Origin of the sequence: Promicromonospora iranensis, from assembly GCF_028994775.1 — a bacterium.
Classification (GTDB): Bacteria; Actinomycetota; Actinomycetes; order Actinomycetales; family Cellulomonadaceae; genus Promicromonospora; species Promicromonospora iranensis_A.
In genome coordinates this window covers 198,213-216,189 of record NZ_JAJQMN010000011.1, presented here as the reverse complement: position 1 = coordinate 216,189, position 17,977 = coordinate 198,213, and the positions used below count along the sequence as shown (strand labels likewise).

The 17,977-nt window shown below is 71.4% G+C and carries 16 protein-coding genes, 1 tRNA gene and 1 pseudogene; 9 read left to right on the top strand and 9 right to left on the bottom strand.

Translation table 11 applies throughout. The features are described 5' to 3' along the window. The 4 genes and pseudogenes from LUU90_RS20795 to LUU90_RS20780 all read left to right on the top strand — a co-directional run. Positions 1 to 119, top strand: a pseudogene (locus LUU90_RS20795) (IS481 family transposase); the annotation flags it as partial. A 187-nt stretch (positions 120 to 306) separates the two neighbouring features. Beyond that, complete coding sequence (locus LUU90_RS20790; RefSeq protein ID WP_275005811.1) at positions 307 to 882, top strand: hypothetical protein; 576 nt, start codon at positions 307 to 309, stop codon at positions 880 to 882. Next, complete coding sequence (locus LUU90_RS20785; protein ID WP_275005810.1) at positions 872 to 1,624, top strand: glycosyltransferase family 2 protein; 753 nt, start codon at positions 872 to 874, stop codon at positions 1,622 to 1,624. Before LUU90_RS20790 ends, LUU90_RS20785 begins: the two co-directional genes overlap by 11 nt. A 186-nt stretch (positions 1,625 to 1,810) precedes the next feature. After that, complete coding sequence (locus LUU90_RS20780) at positions 1,811 to 2,272, top strand: hypothetical protein (protein ID WP_275005809.1); 462 nt, start codon at positions 1,811 to 1,813, stop codon at positions 2,270 to 2,272. A gap of 60 nt (positions 2,273 to 2,332) precedes the next feature. On the opposite strand, the gene LUU90_RS20775 is transcribed toward LUU90_RS20780, so the two are convergent. Then, positions 2,333 to 2,674, bottom strand: a complete 342-nt coding sequence (locus LUU90_RS20775) for a cupin (RefSeq protein WP_275005807.1) — start codon at positions 2,672 to 2,674, stop codon at positions 2,333 to 2,335. 204 nt (positions 2,675 to 2,878) lie between these two features. On the opposite strand from LUU90_RS20775, the gene LUU90_RS20770 reads away from it, so the two are divergent. Further along, positions 2,879 to 3,508 (top strand): TetR/AcrR family transcriptional regulator, encoded by a 630-nt coding sequence (locus LUU90_RS20770; RefSeq protein WP_275005806.1) that lies wholly within the window; start codon positions 2,879 to 2,881, stop codon positions 3,506 to 3,508. A gap of 110 nt (positions 3,509 to 3,618) precedes the next feature. Here LUU90_RS20770 and LUU90_RS20765 read toward each other — a convergent pair. From LUU90_RS20765 to LUU90_RS20755, 3 genes are all read right to left on the bottom strand, one after another. Further along, positions 3,619 to 3,691 (bottom strand) — tRNA-Ala (locus tag LUU90_RS20765). 102 nt (positions 3,692 to 3,793) lie between these two features. After that, positions 3,794 to 4,939, bottom strand: coding sequence for a hypothetical protein (locus LUU90_RS20760; RefSeq protein WP_275005805.1), 1,146 nt, complete (start codon positions 4,937 to 4,939; stop codon positions 3,794 to 3,796). A 60-nt stretch (positions 4,940 to 4,999) separates the two neighbouring features. Continuing rightward, positions 5,000 to 5,611, bottom strand: coding sequence for a GNAT family N-acetyltransferase (locus LUU90_RS20755; RefSeq protein WP_425596275.1), 612 nt, complete (start codon positions 5,609 to 5,611; stop codon positions 5,000 to 5,002). A 227-nt stretch (positions 5,612 to 5,838) separates the two neighbouring features. On the opposite strand from LUU90_RS20755, the gene LUU90_RS20750 reads away from it, so the two are divergent. Beyond that, positions 5,839 to 6,489 carry a 5-formyltetrahydrofolate cyclo-ligase gene (locus LUU90_RS20750; RefSeq protein WP_275005804.1) on the top strand — a complete coding sequence of 217 codons (651 nt, stop codon included), beginning with the start codon at positions 5,839 to 5,841 and terminating at the stop codon, positions 6,487 to 6,489. Positions 6,490 to 6,536: 47 nt separating this feature from the next. Here the strand turns inward: LUU90_RS20750 and LUU90_RS20745 are convergent, their stop codons facing one another. Beyond that, entirely contained in the window at positions 6,537 to 9,104 is a 2,568-nt protein-coding gene (locus LUU90_RS20745; protein ID WP_275005829.1) for a penicillin acylase family protein, read from the bottom strand. A 296-nt stretch (positions 9,105 to 9,400) separates the two neighbouring features. On the opposite strand from LUU90_RS20745, the gene LUU90_RS20740 reads away from it, so the two are divergent. The 3 genes from LUU90_RS20740 (at position 9,401) to mscL (ending at position 11,623) form a co-directional block, all read left to right on the top strand. Beyond that, positions 9,401 to 9,766: an FmdB family zinc ribbon protein gene (locus LUU90_RS20740; RefSeq protein WP_275005803.1), complete on the top strand. Its 366-nt coding sequence runs from the start codon at positions 9,401 to 9,403 to the stop codon at positions 9,764 to 9,766. A gap of 628 nt (positions 9,767 to 10,394) precedes the next feature. Then, entirely contained in the window at positions 10,395 to 11,030 is a 636-nt protein-coding gene (locus LUU90_RS20735) for an RcpC/CpaB family pilus assembly protein (protein WP_275005802.1), read from the top strand. 167 nt (positions 11,031 to 11,197) lie between these two features. Next, entirely contained in the window at positions 11,198 to 11,623 is a 426-nt protein-coding gene (mscL, locus tag LUU90_RS20730) for a large conductance mechanosensitive channel protein MscL (RefSeq protein ID WP_275005800.1), read from the top strand. Positions 11,624 to 11,773: 150 nt separating this feature from the next. Here the strand turns inward: mscL and LUU90_RS20725 are convergent, their stop codons facing one another. The 4 genes from LUU90_RS20725 to LUU90_RS20710 all read right to left on the bottom strand — a co-directional run bounded on the left by LUU90_RS20725 (position 11,774) and on the right by LUU90_RS20710 (position 17,491). Further along, on the bottom strand, positions 11,774 to 12,028 hold the full coding sequence (locus tag LUU90_RS20725; protein WP_275005798.1) for a hypothetical protein: 255 nt from the start codon (positions 12,026 to 12,028) through the stop codon (positions 11,774 to 11,776). Positions 12,029 to 12,062: 34 nt separating this feature from the next. Continuing rightward, positions 12,063 to 12,545 (bottom strand): SRPBCC domain-containing protein, encoded by a 483-nt coding sequence (locus LUU90_RS20720; protein ID WP_275005796.1) that lies wholly within the window; start codon positions 12,543 to 12,545, stop codon positions 12,063 to 12,065. After that, the gene (locus LUU90_RS20715; protein ID WP_275005795.1) at positions 12,542 to 13,081 is read right to left on the bottom strand and encodes an ArsR/SmtB family transcription factor; all 540 of its coding nucleotides are present in this window, start codon (positions 13,079 to 13,081) and stop codon (positions 12,542 to 12,544) included. The genes LUU90_RS20720 and LUU90_RS20715 overlap by 4 nt, the downstream gene beginning before the upstream one ends. Positions 13,082 to 13,462: 381 nt before the next feature. Next, positions 13,463 to 17,491, bottom strand: coding sequence for a hypothetical protein (locus LUU90_RS20710; protein WP_275005793.1), 4,029 nt, complete (start codon positions 17,489 to 17,491; stop codon positions 13,463 to 13,465). Positions 17,492 to 17,977 lie beyond the last annotated feature (486 nt).

Here is a 17,977-nt window from a genome sequence, read left to right as displayed (position 1 = left end):
AACGCCGCACCGAACTACCGGGCTGGCTTCACTTCTACAACCACCACCGCACCCACTCAGCGATCGGCAACCAACCACCCATCAGCCGACTGAACAACGTCCCTGGACATCACACCTAGACCGTCGGTGCGGGCCGGTAGCGAGACGACCGGGGACGATCCAGGAGGCACCCGTCGCCCCCGGGCCGCCCGCCCCTTCGTGACAGGAGCCCGATGGTCAGCCGAGCCCGCGTCGTAGGCGCTCGTGCGTGTGGTCGGCCGCAGGGTGACACTGAAGGACCATGTTTCGATCCCTGCGGGAGGGCCCGTGCCTCGTCGTACCGCCGAACGCGGCCTCGTGCCGGGCGACGTGGTGCGTGCAGCGGCAGTCGGCAGCCTCGCCGTCGGCATCGTGGCTTTCGGAGGCGTCGCGGGCGCGTTGTTCTTCCTCGTCCTCGGCGGAGTCCTCGTCCCGAGGTTCCTGCGTCTGCCGGCTGCCCTCGACCTCTGTTTCGGTTCCAGCCTTCTGCTGGCGGCATGGGCGTCCCAGCTCGGGTGGTACGAGGCCGTGCCGTGGCTCGATCTCCTCGTCCACGCGGTGTGCACCGGCCTCGTCGCAGTCGTCGGTGTCATCATCATGATCCGCTGGCAGTTGTTGGAGGTGGGCCCGCACCCCGGGCGAGCGACGGCAGGACTGGTCGCGATCACCACCGCGGTCGGGGCGCTGAGTGCGATCGTGTGGGAGGTGGGCGAGTGGGTCGGCCACACCTACCTCGACGAAGGCATCGACGTCGGATACTCGGACACTGTCGCCGACCTCGCCTTCGGCCTGTCCGGCGCGATGCTCGCCGGTCTCGCCCTGGCAGCCCAGGACCAGGCATGGGGGCGCGGACGTGACACCTGACCTCGCGCCGACGGTGTCCGTGGTGATCCCGGTGCGCAACGACGCGCCCGCGCTCGACACCTGCCTGGCACTGCTCGCCCGCCAGACCGTGGCCCCGCTCGAGATCGTCGTGGTCGACAACGCCTCGACCGACGCATCTGCTGCAGTGGCGCACCGGTGGGGCGCCGTGGTCGTTGCCGAACCCAGCGTCGGGATCCCCGCCGCCGCAGCGACTGGTTACGACACCGCGAAGGGCACCGTCATCGCGCGGCTCGACGCCGACTCCCGGCCCGGCCCGCGGTGGGTGGAGACGGTGGTGGAACGAATGGCCGCGGAACCGGGTCTCGACGCTCTCACGGGGACCGGCAGTTTCTATGACGCGCCGCGGGGCGTGCGGGTCGCCGCAGCCGTGGCTTACCTGGGGGCGTACTACGTGCTCGGGCACCTCGCGCTCGGGCACACGGCCCTGTGGGGCTCGTGCATGGCGATGCGCTCCGAAACCTGGCGAGCCGTACGCCGAGAGGTCGTGCGAGACGACGCCGAGGTGCACGACGACCTCGACCTGGCGTTCCGCCTCGGTCCGCGGCACCGTATACGGCTCTACCGCTCGTGGCGGGTGGGCGTGTCCGCGCGCAGCCTGCACGGTCGGCGCCAACGACGTCGGCGGCTCGATCGCGCGTGGCGCACGCTGCGGCTCAACTGGCAGGACTCGCCTCCGTGGGAGCGATGGCTGCGCCGAATGTCGGTGGCCCAGCAAGGCTGAGTCGGGTTCGACCACGGGGAAGTACGGGACCTGGTCGTCGATCGGCTCAGCACTGCGGTAGACCTGGAGGTGCGAGGGCGACCGACTCGATCTCTCGTTGCGGTGCTGCACGTCGGAGCACCGCGTCTAGCATGCAGTGTGGCCCCGTCATACCTTGCAGTTGCTCACCGTGCACTCGCCGCATCGATGCTCGGTGCCCTGGTTGCCTGCTCTCCGATATATGGCGCCAACTTCGGTTACCCCGACGAGGTTCCCGTCCCCGAGTCGGCCGCGATCCTCGCGACGGACACGGGCCAGGACGATGACGATCCGGTCCGTTCTCGTCAACAGGTGATTGACGTCCAGGACGGATCGCTGCCGGCCGTTCTCGACTTCTACCGTCAGGCGTTCGCCACGTCTGAGGGTTGGACGTCGGTGAAAACCGGCAGCGAGCAGGAACTGTGCCTGGTCAATCAGTCGGACGACGGTTACACCGAACTGCTCGAGGTGTTTCCCTACGGCGGCGATCGTGTGGAGGCCCGCCAGGGCCGTTACTTGGTGATGATCAGCCGGCTTGAGCCGGATTTCGGAAAGGAACCGTGCGGAAAGGCGACGTCCTGGGTCTCGACCGACCTCCTGCCGCTTCAACCGAACTCTGTCGTGAGGTAGCCCTGCACCGCCGGGACGTTCAGTCCAGCCTCCTCGGCCGCCGCACGCACGGCCGCCTCGTCAGTGTGCCGGGACGGAGACGCACACGAGGACGGTGTCGTCCATCGCTTCCAGCTCGCCCGGTGAGTGTTCGGGAACCTGGACGAAGCCGCCGGCGTCCACCACGATCTCCCTGCCGCGGCTGCGAATCCGGAGCGAGCCGCGCATGACGACCCACACCTCCTCATACGGTGCCGGCAGGTCTGCGCGTTCGCCGCGGCCGAAATGCGCCGAGTAGGCGCTCAGCGGGCCTCCGTCGCTCTTCTCTACGGCTGGGGTGATGAAGATCTGACGCTCACCGAACTGAACGGTTCGGTCGTTCTTCACGGTGTCGAACGCGCTGGGAACGGGTTTCGCTTCCATGCCAGGTCTCCTTCCAGGAGGTGCGGAGTTTTCGTCGTCAGCCGTGACACCGATCCATTTCCCTCAAGCGTTCGGCGGCGGCGTCGGCGGCGGCGTGCGGTTCCTCTTCGATGCGGGCGGTCCGGAGCCCCCGGAAGACCGATACGAGAACCTTCTTTTACGCTACGGTACGTTTCGTATTCATTCTAAGATATCGTGGCTGCCATGACTACCGGCAGGGGCCGCCCCCGGGACGCGCAGATCGACGCGGCAGTGCTCCAGGTGACCGCCGAGGTCCTGGACCAGCAGGGATACCGCGGCGTGGTCATCGAGGACGTGGCCCGACGGGCCGGCGTCAGCAAGACCGCGGTCTACCGGCGCTGGCCCAACCGATACCGGTTGACCATTGCCGTCCTGGAGGACCGTCTCGGCAGGATCGGAGCGCCGAGCACCGGCTGCACCCTGTGTGACCTGCACGAATGTCTAGTACTGACCACCGATGCGTTCTGCCGCCTCGGGGCGGGCACGCTCGCTCAGCTCATCGCCGAGGGCGGCGACGACCCCTCCGCGCACCAGCACCTGACGGAGGCTGTGCTCGACCCTCCGCGACAGGCGGTCCACCGAACCTTGTTCGAGGCACGCGAGCGTGGCGACCTCAGAAGTGAGGTCGATCTGCCGCTCGTTGTCGACGCCCTCAGCTCTCTCGTCTTCTACCGGCTGCTGCTCGGCGCCGATCCGATGAGTCCGGAGGAGATCGAGGCGGTCGTCATCGCCCTCCTGCGCGGGATCGCCACGGATGCCGACGCCCTGCTGCGCGAGGCCGCCGGGCACGAGGAACACCAACCACAGTCCTGAACAACGGTCGGGTGCCCCGTGGACCCCGGACGGAGGAGGAGCGCTCCCTACCAATGGAGAAACCCCGCCTGACCGGAGCATCTGCTCTGATCAAGCGGGGTTTCCATCTGTGGAGCTAGGGGGATTCGAACCCCCGACCTCTTCATTGCGAACGAAGCGCGCTACCAACTGCGCCATAGCCCCTCGGACTGCAGAAGAGTAGCACTTCACCTCAGGTGATCCGCAACTTCTTCGGGTGTCGCGCGGGTCACGGACCTGTGACCCGCGCGACGTCCACCATCACGGTCACCCAGCCGCCCGGCGTCGCGCCAGGATCTCCTCCAGCGGCTTGCCCAGCGTCTCCGACTTCATACGCGGCGGTTCACCCCGCATGAGCTCGTCCTCGGCGACCGGGTCGGACCCGGCCGGCGCGGAGCCGGACACGGGCACCGACGGCGGCAGACCCGCACCGGCACCTGTCGGCCGGCCAGGAGCGGTCGCCGTCGGGCCGGACGGCGCCGTCGAGCCCGTGGACGCAGTCGACGACGACGGCAGCGCCGCCGGCTGCCGCTGTGGCGCCGCAGGTTTGGTCACGTAGGTCGGCAGCGGGACCGGAACCGGCTCCCAGGCGCGCCCGCTCGGCACCCCGTCCCGCTTCGCCGGCGCCGGCTCCGTGGCTTCCGCCGCACGCTCAGCCTTCACCTTCGGGTCTGCGGCCTCCTCGACCGGAACCTCGATGACCTTCGGCTTCGCCGGGCCGTCGAGGATCTCGTCGAGCACGTCCTTGCGGGCGACCCGTGGGATCGCCTGCGTCTCCGTGCTCGAGCCGTGGGTAGCCAGACCGGTGACCTGCACCCGGTTGCGCGGCGCGTACGGGCCGCCGTTCGCGAGGACGCGCGCCTGCGTGGCACGCTGCCGCGCGGCCCGCACCGTCGCCTGCCACCGCGCGTCCGCCCGCCGTGCCGCACGGGCTGCTCGGCGGCCCAGGAAGAGCACGAACAGCAGCATGGCCGACGACGCGACGGCCATGCCCCAGTGCAGCCGGTCGAGGCCGACGAGCGCCCAGGCGGTGACGCTGCACACCAGCAGGATCGCCGAGACGATCAGGCGACGCCGCGCCCGTGCGGCCCGGCGCGCCCGCCGCTCCACCCGGCGGATGCGCTCCGCCGTCAGCGGTCGGCCGCGGACCATGATCTGGAGCGGGTGCCCCTTCGGGGTCGGGCGGGCGACGCGCGGCACGCCCTGCGCGGTCCCCCGCGGCTTGCCGTCAGTAACCATCGCCCCTCCTTTCCGTCCGGAGCCACTCATCGCGACGATGCGCAGCCCTACCGAGAACCGGTCGGTCACCCGCGAGTCGGCGAGCTCTGACCGGTGGCGCACCAGGCTTGGCAGCCAGTAGCCCCACCACAGGACGAACAGCGCTGCTGCCGTCAGTCCTGCAGTCGATTCCACGACACGACGTTAGGCGAGCATTGCCACGCCCAGCCGCACCGCGCGCGGCGTGTCCTGCCGTCAGGGCGCGTCCCGCAGGCGCTGCCAGCGCGCCAGCAGGCCCCCGGGGACCTCCTCGCGAGTGATCGCGAAGGTGCGGTGGTCCCGCCACTGGCCCTGGATGTGCAGGAAGCGCTCGCGCACACCCTCGTCCCGCAGACCCAGCTTCTCGACCACCCGCAGGCTCGGCTTGTTCTCGGGCCGGATGTTGATCTCGATGCGGTGCAGGCCCAGGAAGAAGGCGTAGTCGGTGGCCATGGCGACACCCGTGGGGATCACACCCCGCCCGGCGACGCTCTGGCTGACCCAGTACCCGATGCTCGCCGAGCACATCGATCCCCAGGTGATGGAGGAGACCGTCAGCTGGCCCACGAGCGCGCCATCGAGCTCCACGCCGAACGGCAGTGACGTCCCGGCCCGCGCCTGCGCGGACAGCGAGCGCACGTACTCACCGAACGTCGAGGCGATGTACCGGTTCGCGCCGGGCGCCGTCGCCTCCCAGCGCTCCAGCCAGGCCGCGTTCTCGGCCCGGAGCCGGGCCCAGTCGCTCGCATCCCGTCGCCGGAGCGGCCGCAGCACGACTGTGCCCGCCGGCGTGTCCTCACGCAGCGTCACTGGCCATGGCTTGGCCACCGTCCACCCCTTACCAAATTTTCCCGTCGCGCCTTCTGGCGCGTCCGCCTTGCTCGACGGCATCATCGTTCGCCCCTTGCCACGTCCCATGACGAATCCCCGCGTTGGAGAGGGTCTACCACGCTCGGTGGTCTGGGACCCGTCGAGCAGCCGCTCGGTCATGTTCTCGCCTTCTTCGTACGCTGTTCGTAACAATCTTGTCTCGGAGTCTTGGCACAATAGCGGTCATGAGCGGCATCTCTGTCCCGACGCCACAGCCTTACCCCGTCCTACCCGGTATGGAGACAGGTGACGCCAAGGAGGAGCTCCGCCGCGCGATCCGCGCACAGCGCGGCCACAGGTCGGCCCGGCAACGGGCGCAGGCGGCGGAGTCGCTAGCGGACATCATCGAGTCAATTCCTGAGGTTCGCGACGCGGGATGTGTCGCCGCCTATGCGGCACGCAGTGCCGAACCCGGCATGCTCCCGCTCCTGGACCGCCTCACGGGCCGGGGCGTCCGTGTGCTGCTCCCCGTCCTCGGGGCAGGGCTCGCCCGCGACTGGGCCGACTACACCGGCCCGGACGACCTCCTCGAACGCGCTCCGGGCCGCCCGCCCGAGCCCGGCGGCCCCACGCTGGGCACCGACGCCATCAAGCTGGCGGACGTCGTCCTGGCGCCGGCCATCGCCGTCGACACCCGTGGGGTGCGGCTCGGGCAGGGTGGCGGCTGGTACGACCGCGCGCTCGCGCACCTGCGGCCGGGCGCGAAGGTCGTCGCCGTCGTCTTCCCCGAAGAGGTGTACGACGCCGCCGACCACCCGCTCCCCCGCGAGGAGCACGACGTCCTGGTCCACGCCGTGGCGACGACCACCGACTGGCGCCTGCTCGGCGGGTTGTAGTCACCCCTGCTGCCCCGGGAAGGCCGGGGCAGCAGGGGCCTACCACCTCACGGCGTGAGGATCAGCTCGTCCTCCTGCGCGGCGGCCACCGCCTCAGGGGTGGACGGCCACGGGAAGGTCTCCCCGTTCGCCCACGCCTCGAGCTGGTCGTCGTAGTGGGCGGACGCCGGGTGCGCGGACGTGCCCGTCACGACGACCCAGGTGGAGGCGTCGAGGTCCGCGAGGTCGACGACCATCCGCATCGACGGACCGCTCGTCACGTCGAAGCTGCCGCTGGCCGCGTCCCAGGCGGTGGCGTTCACGATCGAGGTACCACCACCGACCTTGACCGGTGCCGGGTTCATGTACGCCGCCAAGGGCGCCGGGACACCGGACCCACCGAGCACCAGGTGCTCCAGCCTGAGCTGGTGGAGCGTGCCCCACTCCCAGTCGCTGGTGTCCTTGCCGAGCTCGACCGTGAGGTCCTGGCGCGCGCTGACCAGCGCCTCCGTGAGCACCTGGTTACGGCTCTCCACGACTGCCACCGTGGAGTTGTCGTCCCAGAACGCGTCGTTCGGGTTGTCGAGCATGCCCTGGATCACGGCCAGCCAGCGGCTGCCGCCGTCGGGCCACATGGACTGCGGCAGCTCGTCGTTGAACGTCATCTCCAGGAGGTTGCGCCACACGGCCGCGAAGTAGGCGGCGGCCGCGGAGTCCGGATCCATGGAGTAGTCGTCCCACTCCGCGAGGAGCCTCTGGCCGTCCGAGTCGTAGCCCGCTGGGAGCTCGACCTCGAGCAGCACCGGCACCAGCGTCTCGGCGAACACGCTCCACTGGTCCATCTGGAACTCCGCCATGTCGGCGGCCGTGAGCTTGCGGCCCTCCGCGATCCGATCGCTGATCAGCGTGCGGATGCGTTCGGACCGGTACCCGTAGTCCCAGTCGCGGGTGAGGAACGGCCCGGACCCGCCGGGCAGCACCGCCTGGTTCGCCGCGACGACGAAGCCCTCCTTGGGGTCCACGACGCCGGGCATCTGCTCCGGCGCCACATAGCCGGTCCAGTCGTAGCGGGCGTCCCAGCCCGGGCGCGGCCAGGTGCCGTCGGACTCCACCGCGCCGGGGACGCTGGCGCGCACCGGGATCTTGCCCGGCGCCTGGTAGCCGATGTGTCCGTCCGTGGTGGCGAAGACGATGTTCTGCGACGGGACCTCGAACTTGACGGCGGCTGCCTTCATGTCCGCGGGCGTCCTCGCGCGGTTCATCTCGAACACGGCGTCGGCGGTGCGGCCGGGCTCGAGCGCGGTCCACTGCAGCGAGATCTCGTACTGGCCCAGCTCCGTGCCGGCCTCGGTGGGCGAGTTGCGCACCGCCTCCATCGTCTCCTCGTCCATGACGGACGAGACGATCGGGCCGTGCACGGTTCGCCTGACCTCCAGGTCGACCGGGCTGCCGCCGTCGACCCGGATGACCTCGGTCTCCTTCTCCATCGGGACCCACTTGTCCGCCCCGCGCAGGTACGTGTCGTTGCGGACCCGCTCGATGAAGAAGTCGGTGACGTCGGCGCCCATGTTCGTCAGGCCCCAGGCGATGTCCGCGTTGTGCCCGATGATCACACCGGGGAACCCCGAGAAGGAGAACCCGGACACGTCGAACGGGCACTCAGGACCCACCTCGTTGCAGTGCAGGCCCACCTGTGCCCAGATGCCGGGGGCGGCGAGGTCGAGGTGCGGGTCGTTCGCGAGCAACGGCTTGCCCGACTCCGTGTACTTGCCCGACACCGCCCACGAGTTCGACCCGGTGCCCTCACCCCGTGCGATCTGCACCGGTACGGCGTCCAGCGCCTGCTGCGCCGAGTCCAGGGCCCTGTCGAGGTCCGGGCTCCCGTACACGTCCTCGGTGCCCGACGACGTCTGGGTCGCCTGGGTCTGCTGCGTCGCCTGAGGGACGCCCGCCTCGGCGGGGTCGAGGATCGTCGCATTGCCCGTGCCCGAGTACGCGGGAAAGAGCTCGGCGACGCGCGACGCGTCGTCGAGCCTGCTGTAGGCGAGGGCGCGGTCGAGCTCGTCCTGGTAGTTGCCCCGCAGGTCCCATGCCATGGCCTTGAGCCAGGCGAGCGAGTCGATCGGGTCCCACGGCTCCGGCTCGTTCACCTCGACGCTGACGTCGAGCACCGTGTACTCCACCGCCGTCTCGGCGGGGCTGCGGTTCGCGAGGTAGGCGTTGACGCCGTCCGCGTAGGCCTGGAGGTACTGCCGCGTCGTGTCGTCGAGGATGTTGAACTCCTCCTCCGCGACGTGCCGCCAGCCGAACGTGCGGATGACCATGTCGGCCTGGATCGCGTCCGCGTTGTTGCCCACGAGCTCGGCCAGACGGCCCGCGGTCACGTGCCGGCGGTAGTCCATCTCGAAGAAGCGGTCCTGCGCGTGCACGAAGCCCTGCGCGCGGAAGAGGTCCTCGGCCGAGTCCGCGTAGATCTGTGGGACGCCCTGGGCGTCGCGGCTGACGCGCACGTCCGAGCTGAGTCCCTCGACCTGCACCTCTCCGGAGTGCTCCGGGAGCGGCCGGCGCGCGGTCAGCCAGGCGAAGGTCGTCAGAGCGACCAGGACGAGCACCAGGACGACTGCTGTGCCGACCATGAGCCGGCGGACACGGGAGGTACGAGTTCGACGTGGCTTGGTGGGTCGCGCACCGTCGGAGGTGGCTGTTTCGGCGGGCTCTACGGGCTCGGCGGAAGTGGTCGCGGACACGCAGTGGAGACTACCGTCCGCCCCTGTGCTTGAGTGAACGCACTCGAGTGAACACACTCAGGAGATCCTGGGACTATCCCCCGCCGCTCGACCGTTACTATTGGCACTCGGAAACCCCGAGTGCCAGAGCCGGTTCCAGCAGGCGCGCGACGCCCCGCCCGGCCTGACGTCCAAGAGGAGTGCACGTGCCCACCTACGCGTACCGGTGTGCCGACTGCGGCCACGCGTTCGACATCCACCAGGAGTTCAGCGACGAGTCGCTGACCATCTGCCCCGAGTGCCAGGGCAAGCTGCGAAAGGTGTTCAGCTCTGTGGGCGTCACCTTCAAGGGCTCCGGTTTCTACCGCACGGACTCGCGCAGCACGTCCACGACCAGCACCGTGAAGCCGGGCAAGTCGGAGTCCTCCTCGGACTCGTCGTCCTCCTCGAGCTCGTCCGGCGGCTCGTCCTCGGACAGCTCCGGATCGTCCTCGTCGGGCTCTTCGAGCTCCTCAGGTTCCTCTGGTTCGTCGTCGAGCGGGTCGAGCGCCGCGAAGGCCGCCTCGGCCTGACCCGACCGGCCGCTGGTAGCTCAGATCGGTCGGTCGCTGCCGAGAGGCTGTCGCTTCGGTCGGTTGATCTGAGATCGGTCCGTCGATCGACCGATCTCAGATCAACCGACCGAAGTTGTGCATCAGCTGACGCAGCGGACCGAACTCGCGGAGCCCGCCGGGCCGCCCGCGTTCTCGCGCTCGTCCTCGTCCTCGTCAGAATCGTTTGACCGGTCATGCGGACCCCTTCACCGGGCCGCCAGCGATACGAGCCCGACCACAGGTGCCGATTCTCGTCCGTCGTGCACAGGCTGCCCGATGGCGGCGCCGCACCCCCTCCCCTGCTGCATAACGTCGCCGCATGGGACTTCTCGACACGATCGCCGAACCGGCCGCGCGCCACGACCCGCCGTCCAGTCCTGGGGCGCGCACGCCATGGGACCGGGCGGACGGGACCGCTCCGCCCTCCGACCGTCCCGTGGGAGTCGGCGGCCTGCTGACCCGTGCTCGGCCCGGCCGGGCCGGTTCAGGTCAGCCACGTCCTGGTCAGCCACGTCCTGGTCAGGCACGTCCAGGTCAGCCACGTCCTGGTCGGTCCCGTACTGGTCAACCACGTGCGGCTCGGCCCCGTTCGGCGGTGGTCCGGCGCGTGCGGCGCATCGTGTGGCGCTGGCGCTTCGCCCTGGCGGCCGCCGTGCTCGGTCTCGCGGTCGCGCTGACGGTCCACCTCCTGCGCCCGCCGCCCCCACCGACGGTGGACGTCGCGGTCACCGCCCGTCCCGTCGCGGCCGGCACGGAGCTGACCCGGGACGACGTCATCGTGCGTGCCGTCGCCGCAACGCTCGCGCCGCCCGACGCGATGCGCACCGTGCACGGGCTGCTGGGCCGTTCGACGGTCGTCGGGCTGCCTGCTGGAGCGCCGCTGCACGCGACCCTCGTCTCCGACGACGGCGTCTCCTCCGCCGCCCCGCGGGGCACCGTCGTGGTTCCGGTCCGCCTGTCCGACGACGCCGTCGCGGCCCTCCTGCGCCCCGGCGACCGGGTGGACCTGCTGGCCGGGACGACGTCGGGCAGCGAACCGACCGGAGCGCCCCAGTACCTCGCCCGCGGTGCGCTGGTGCTGCCGGTCCCAGCCCAGCGCGCCCCGGAGGCAGCAGGCGGCCTGCTCGGACCCGCGTCGGACGGCGACCGGCCCGTCACGCTCGTCGCCGTGACCCCGGAGGACGCGCCGGAGCTGTCGGCGGTCTCGGGCTGGGGCTCGGTGACGGCGGTGCTCGTGCCGTAGGGCGGCGGCCGCCGTGCATCCAGCACCCGGGCATAGCGGGGCAAATAGTGCCGCAATTCTGCAGAATGTCCGTTCAAGGTGCGGAAGCCGCGATCGAACCGCAGAATCCTTGACCGGGCCGGTCCCGGCGGCCCGTGACCAGACATGAACAACAGCAGGGGACACACATGCTTCAGGGTTTCAAGGAATTCATCATGCGCGGCAACGTGCTGGACCTCGCGGTCGCCGTCGTGATCGGCGCGGCCTTCTCCGGGGTCATCCAGGGTCTCGTCAACGGCTTCATCATGCCGCTCGTCGGCTGGCTGGTCGGCGCACCCAACTTCAGCGGCATCGCCTTCAGCATCCCCAACTGGCGCGGCTCGTCCACCGAGTTCCCGATCGGCGTGTTCATCCAGAGCCTCATCATGTTCGTGCTGATCGCGGCGGCGATCTACTTCTTCGTGATGCTCCCGATCAACAAGCTGAAGTCCCTGCGCAAGTCCTCGGAGGAGGTCGTCGAGGAGGCCGCCGCCGAGGAGGTCGTGCTGCTCACCGAGATCCGCGACCTGCTGCGCGTCCAGTCCGGCGCCCAGTCGCCGTCCCAGCCCAACTGACGCGCACACCAGCATCCGCGCGCGCTGCGGTGGCGTAGCACCCGTAGCGCCCGTCACGGGTGATCGGTAAAAGGTCAGGTGGTCGGCAGCTCGGACTGCCGACCACCTGACCTTTTACCGATCAGCCGACGTAGCGCCGACCACGCGCGGTCAGCCCCAGTGCGGCGGGACGTCCCTGCGGAGTTGATCGTCGTTCGAGCCGTGCCCGGAGTCGGCCGACCCGGCGCCGTCAGACCCCTCGCCCCAGCCGGCCGGGCGCTCGTCGGCACTCACACCGAGCACTGCCTCGCGCTCGGTCCCCCGGCGCACGGCACGCCGGGGACCCCGCCGTCGCGGGGTGTCAGCGCTCGATGCAGGGTCGGCCGGCTGCGCTGGGCCGGTCGGCGTGGTCACAGGCTCGCTCACACCTCCATTGTGACCCCGTGCGACCTACGTCCGGTCACGTCGTGGCGAACGCCACGAGCCCGTTCAGGTCCGCCTGCCAACCGTCGCTCACCGAGCCGACACCACGGGCGACCGATTCGCCACCGTCACCGTGCGCCTCGAACGCGCTGTGCACCACGCGCAGCACCGTCTGGCCCGCCGCCACCTCGGTGAACGTGATCTCGACGCGGCTCGCCCGCTCGACGTCGGAATCGAACTGCCAGTCGCCGCCGATCATCCAGGCGAGGAGGAGCCGTTCGGGGGCGTCCCATTCGAGCACCCTGCCCCAGTCGCACTCGGTGCCGTCGGGCTGCCGCTCGTACCAGCGACCGCCCGTGGTCGGCTCGAACACGATCGCTGCGGGCCGCTCGTCCCCCAGCCAGTGCCCCTCCGTCACCCATGACGCCTGCTCCACGGTGTACAGCTCGAACGCCCGCGCCAAGCCGGCCGGTACGGTCACCTCCGCCACGACGGGCGCGTAGGTCCGGGACTCGCTCATGATCGGTTCCTCTCCGGTTCGTCGCCGCGCGTCGGCTGACGGGGCGGCGCTCCACTTCGCCGTCGGACGGCGTCCTCGCTGACGTACTCGGCAAATGCGGCCAGGTGGTTGTTCCAGAAGCGATCGAGGTAGGCGCGCACGTCGGCGGGACCGCTCGGATCGAGGCCGTAGAGCCGCCGCGTGCCCTCCGCGTGATCGCGGACGAGCCCGGCGTTCTTCAACACCTTGAGGTGCTGCGACACCGCAGGCCGGCTGATCGGCAGCCGCTCCGCGAGCATGCCCACGGACATCGCTCCGTCGGCCAGCAGAGCGACGATGTCCCGGCGCCGCGCGTCACCGAGCGCATCGAGCTGCAACTCGCCGCGCCGGGCGCCCGGTTCGGCCCCGGGTTCGGCGCCTGCGCCTCCGCCGGGCGCGGCAGCGGGCGTGCCGCCGGGAGCGCCGTCGGCGGCGACCGCGGGAGCGACGTCGGGAGCGCGAGCGGGAGCGGCGACACTGCCAGAAGCGTCGACTCGGTGCACTCGGTAAGTTCCCACGAACGGTAAGTTACAACTTACCAAGAGTCCCGCGCAACCCCGAGCAGGTTCGGTCGGTTGCACCGGCGAAGCAAACGACTTCGGTCCGTCGCACCCGCGAAGCAAACGACTTCGGTCGGTTGCCATGAGATCGGTCAATTAACCGACCGATCTCATGGCAACCGACCGATCTCGAACCAACCGACCGATGTCATCGAGGCACCGTCGCCCTGCCCTGTCACCGAGGCTCGCCACCGAGGCCCGCCACCGAGGCAACGCCGTCGAAGCAACGTCAGGCCCGCCACCAAGCCACTCCTCGCCCGGGCACCGCACCGATCACCCGAACACCCGATCACCCGAGCACCCGAGCGCCCCGGCACCCCGGCACCCCGGCCCGACCGGTCAGTCGTCCAGCACCTGTGGAACCACCAGCTCCGCCGCCGGCGGCACGCCGCCGGAGACGCCCACCCGCGCGTCGCGGACGGCCATCACCACGCGCCGCACCCGCTCCGCCTCGGCGTCCGGGTCAAGGAACGCGGCGGCCGACCACACCTGCGCGACCACCCAGCCGAGTCGTTCGAGCTGCTCGGCGAGCTGCCGGTCGCGCACCCGGATGGAGGGCTCGGCCACGTAGGCGGCGTCGTCGGTCAGCACCGCGACGAGCAGCTCGCCGGGAAGGTCCGGATGCCCCACCGCGAGCGGGATCCGGTCGCCGCCGGGCAGGCCGTAGTCGGTCTCGACCACGAGACCCGAGCGCCAGAGCCGCTCCCCCAGGTCCACGACCAGGCGGTCGACGGACCGGGCCACGTCCACCCCGTTGCCGATCTCCACCTGGTCGGCGAGCCCCGAGCGCTCCTCGGCGAACGACAGCACCTTGGCCAGCATCTGCGGCCCCGGGCCGCGCAGCCGCTCCGGGTCGAGGTCGGAGGCCGGGAAGCACGACACCACGTGCAACCTCTTGCGCGCCGCGCCCAACGAGCCGAGCAGCATCGCGTCGCCGCCGCCCTCGCCCAGCACGCCGAACCGGTGCAGCACGCGGCCGTGCGGCGTCCGCCCGAAGCCGAGCGTCAGCACGATCGTGTCGCGCGCCAGGCCGGCCACGCCCGTGACGTCGGCGACCACCACCGGCTCGGGCCGCGACCCAGCGAAGAACGGCGCCAGCGCGGGGTTGGCCCGCACCTCGGCGAGCAGCCGCTCACGGATGCGGTCGGCGTGCGCGGCAGTGACTGTGACGATCCCGAAGGTCTCCTCGGGCCGGGTCATCGCGTGCTCGATGGCGAGGTCGACCACCCGCTCCACCTCGGCCTGCGTCGACTCGACGGTGCCGGAGACCGGGTCGGGCATCCCGGTCCCGTCCACCAGCGAGAAGTGCACGAGCGCCTCGGTCCGCGGCACGGGCGCGGGCCGCATGATGCCCTCGTAACCGTGCGCGGCCAGCAGTCCCGTCAGCTGCGGGTCCCGCCGCGCGGGCTCGGGCTGCAGCGTGACCCGTGGCAGCAGGCGTGCCAGGTCCCGCACCGCGGTGCCCGACGCCGACCGCGGGTCGCCGACCACGACGATCTGGCGCCCGCGCGCCAGCGCCGGCACGACCACCTCGACCGGCACGTGCTGGACGGCGTCGAGGATCACCAGGTCGGCGCTGCGCTCGGCGGGCAGCAGGTGCGGCACCATCGTCGGCGTCGACACCCAGGTGGGCCGCAGGCGTCGCACGGTCGAGCCGTGCGCCGACACGAGGTCGCGCATCGAGCTCAGGCCGCCGTCGACGAGCTCCGCATAGAGAGCCTCGGCGTCCTCCCGCTCGTCGCGCATCGCCGCGCCGAGGTGGGCACGCACCGCGGCCCGGACCGGCGCCGACAGGGAGGCGACGTGCCGGCGGTCGAGCTCGCGGAACCGTCCGGCGAGGGCGTCCAGCCCCGCGCCGTCCTGCCCCGCGAGATCGGGCTCGGTGGCCAGGATCTGCTCGAACACCGACGACCACCACGACAGCTCCAGCTCCGGCCCCACGAGGTCGGTCTCGACGCGGCGTTCGCCGAGGTCGTCCACCAGCTCGCCAAGACCCGACGTGCGCAGACGACGCAGCACGGCGGTCCGCTCGGGCAGCGGGGTCAGCGCGTCCTCCGTCTCCGCCAGGGACGCGAGCCGCTGGACCAGGGCGAACAGGTCGAGGTCGAGCAGCCCGCCGCCCGCGTGCGACGAGCGCAGGACGGGCTCGAGCGCCTCAAGGTCGATCCGGACCGCCTCGTACGTCTCCTCGACGGCCGCCAGGCCCTCGGGAAGCGTCGGCCAGCCGCCACGCGGACACTGCGCCTGCCACACCTCGCGCTGCCGCTGCACCTCGACGAGGGCCGCGTGCATGTCCGGTACCCGGACGCCGGGGCGCACCATCTCGCGGGCCCGCCGCTTCAGGCGGCGACGCGCCAGCCAGCCCATCTCGATGCCCTGCTCGGCGCGGGCCCGACGGGAGGCCGTGGCCTGCACCATGTCCGCGGCCGTCCGCTCGAAGACCATCGGCTGGAACACGTCGAGCGTGCCTCGCATGCCGCCCAGCATGGCGAGCTGCTCGCCCCACTGGCGTGCGGTGGTCGCCTTGACCAGACCGGTCACCCGCGCCACGTACTCGATCTGCTTGCGCAGCTCCGGCAGCGTCTGCTCACCCAGGCGCGTGACGCGGGCGAGGGCGGCCCGGGCGTCGTCGTCGGTCAGGATGTGCGCGCCGAACCACGGGCTCGACGAGGACTTCAGCGTGAAGGCGCCCAGGTCGGCCACCCGCTCGAGGTCGGCGGCGAGCTCCGCACGACGCTCGGCGCCCAGCGCGAGCACCGTCTCCGGGTCGAGCCGCACGCGGGTCGCCGGGGCCGGCCGCTCGGACGTGAGCCGGGCCAGCGCCTGCAGGGCGTCGTAGGCGGAGACCCGCCACGGGTCCCGCACCCGGTGCAGCGCCCCGATGTAGCCCGCGAGCTGCGCGCGCGAGCCGATCAGCGCGTCCCGCACGCGGGCCACCTCGTCGACGTCGATCCGCTCCTGGGCGGGCGCCATCGCTTCCAGCAGGCGGCGCGATGTCGAGGTGCGCCAGGTCGGGACCGGCGCGATGTCGAGCAGCAGTCCGCTCAGGCCGAGCGACTCCAGCCGCGCGGCCAGCGCGTCGGCGGCCCGGCGGTGCCCCGGGACGTACAGCACGGACCGGCCGCTCGCGTTCGCCTCGGCGACGACGGCGGCCAGCGTCCCCGCGACGTCCGACCCGACCGGCGCGTCGACGAACAGGTGGCTGCCCGTGGCCAGCGCGTCCACGACGTGCCTCTGGTGCGGGTCCAGGTCGCCGACGCCGCGCTCGTGCGCCGGGTCGGCGTCGCCCACGCGGGGTTCGGGAAGCTCCACCTTCCCGAGGCTCGCGACCGAGCTGTCCACGCCGCCGAGCGCCGAGACCACCTCGTGCCGCCCGAGCGACGGGGCGAGCTCGTCGAGGTCGTCGACCAGCACCTGCCCCGGGTGCACGAAGGTGCCCACCAGGACACGCCGGTCGAGCTGGAAGTCGCCGAGCACCGCGGAACCGAGGCTCGCGACGCGGTCCAGCACGTCCGACGGGTTGAAGCCGGCGAGCGTGAACGTCGCCCTGGCCAGCGCGGCCGGGTCGATGAGGGCGCCGTGGGCACGCAGCGTGCGCGCGACCACGGGGTTGATCTCGACGGTGGAGTCGAGGGTGATGTCGTAGTCGCCCTCGCCGTCGCTGCGCGGCGTGAGCATGACCGGTCGGAGCAGCACAGGCGCGCGCACCACGCGCGGCTCGTCGTCGTCCGACGGCGCGGCGCGACCGGAGGGCATGGCCAGCGTCACGATCGGGACGGACCCGGTGAGGGCGGGGGCGTCGGCAGGGCTGTCGGCAGAGTCCGGCTCGGGCGCGGGAGCCACGCTCGCCGGGCCGAGCACCCGGGTGATGGCCTCCATGTCGTTCGGGTTGCCGCCGGTGGCCGGCCGCTCCGTCCACGTGGCCACACCGATCGCCAGATAGGTGGGCGACACCCCGTACCGCTGCGCGTGCTCGGCGGAGCGGGCGGCGACCGCCCGCGCCCGGCGCCGGGCGCTCGGCAGCGCACCGGGCTCGCGCACCAGGTTGGACAGGCGCGTGGGACGGCCCGCGAAGAGCTGGGCGACACCCGAGGGGTGTGCGGTCGACAGGTCGATGACCGCCTCGCCCAGCAGCCCGACGTCAGCCAGAGAGGATCCCCCGGCGAGCCGGACCAGCCCGGCGCGCCAGCGCGCGACCGACTCGGTCATGGGGTCCCGGGCACCGTCCGGCATGGGCTCCGGGGCCTCCGACGCGGCCAGCTCGGTGGCCGGGTCCACTGTCTCGTCCTGCAGCGCGGCCGAGAACTCCTCGGACAGGTCGGCCGAGATCTCGGAGGCGGCTGCGGTCTGGCGGCGTGCAGCGTTCACACCAGCACGCTAACCGCGTGGCGTCCGCAAGGGCCGCACGCCACGCCGCGCGACACGCCGGGCCCCCGAACTCCCGGGCGTGTCCGACCTGGTTCGCCCGGGCGACCCGAGGTCCGGACGCGCCAGAAGGGGCGGACGGCCCGCATCAGGAATGCGTCGGTCATGCGTCGGGAATGCGCCGGAGAATGCAAGAGCCCCTTCGGCAGGGGGTCCGAAGGGGCTTCGCAGACGGGCCGGAGCCCGACGGGGTATGACAGTGCGCACCGCGCAGGGGGCGGGCGATGCGCACCGTCTTGTGAGAGTCTGCACCTGTTCCCGGCGGACGTCAACACCGAGTCGGACGATCGTCCAACTGTTGGGACGTGGGTCACTAAAACGTTGTCGAGATCCCGGCATCGCCTGCGCCGCACGCCCCGATCCGCAGGGTTCCGCCAGTGACGCGCCCAGCGGGCACTCTCCCGCCGATACGGGTCGAGGTGCCCGCAG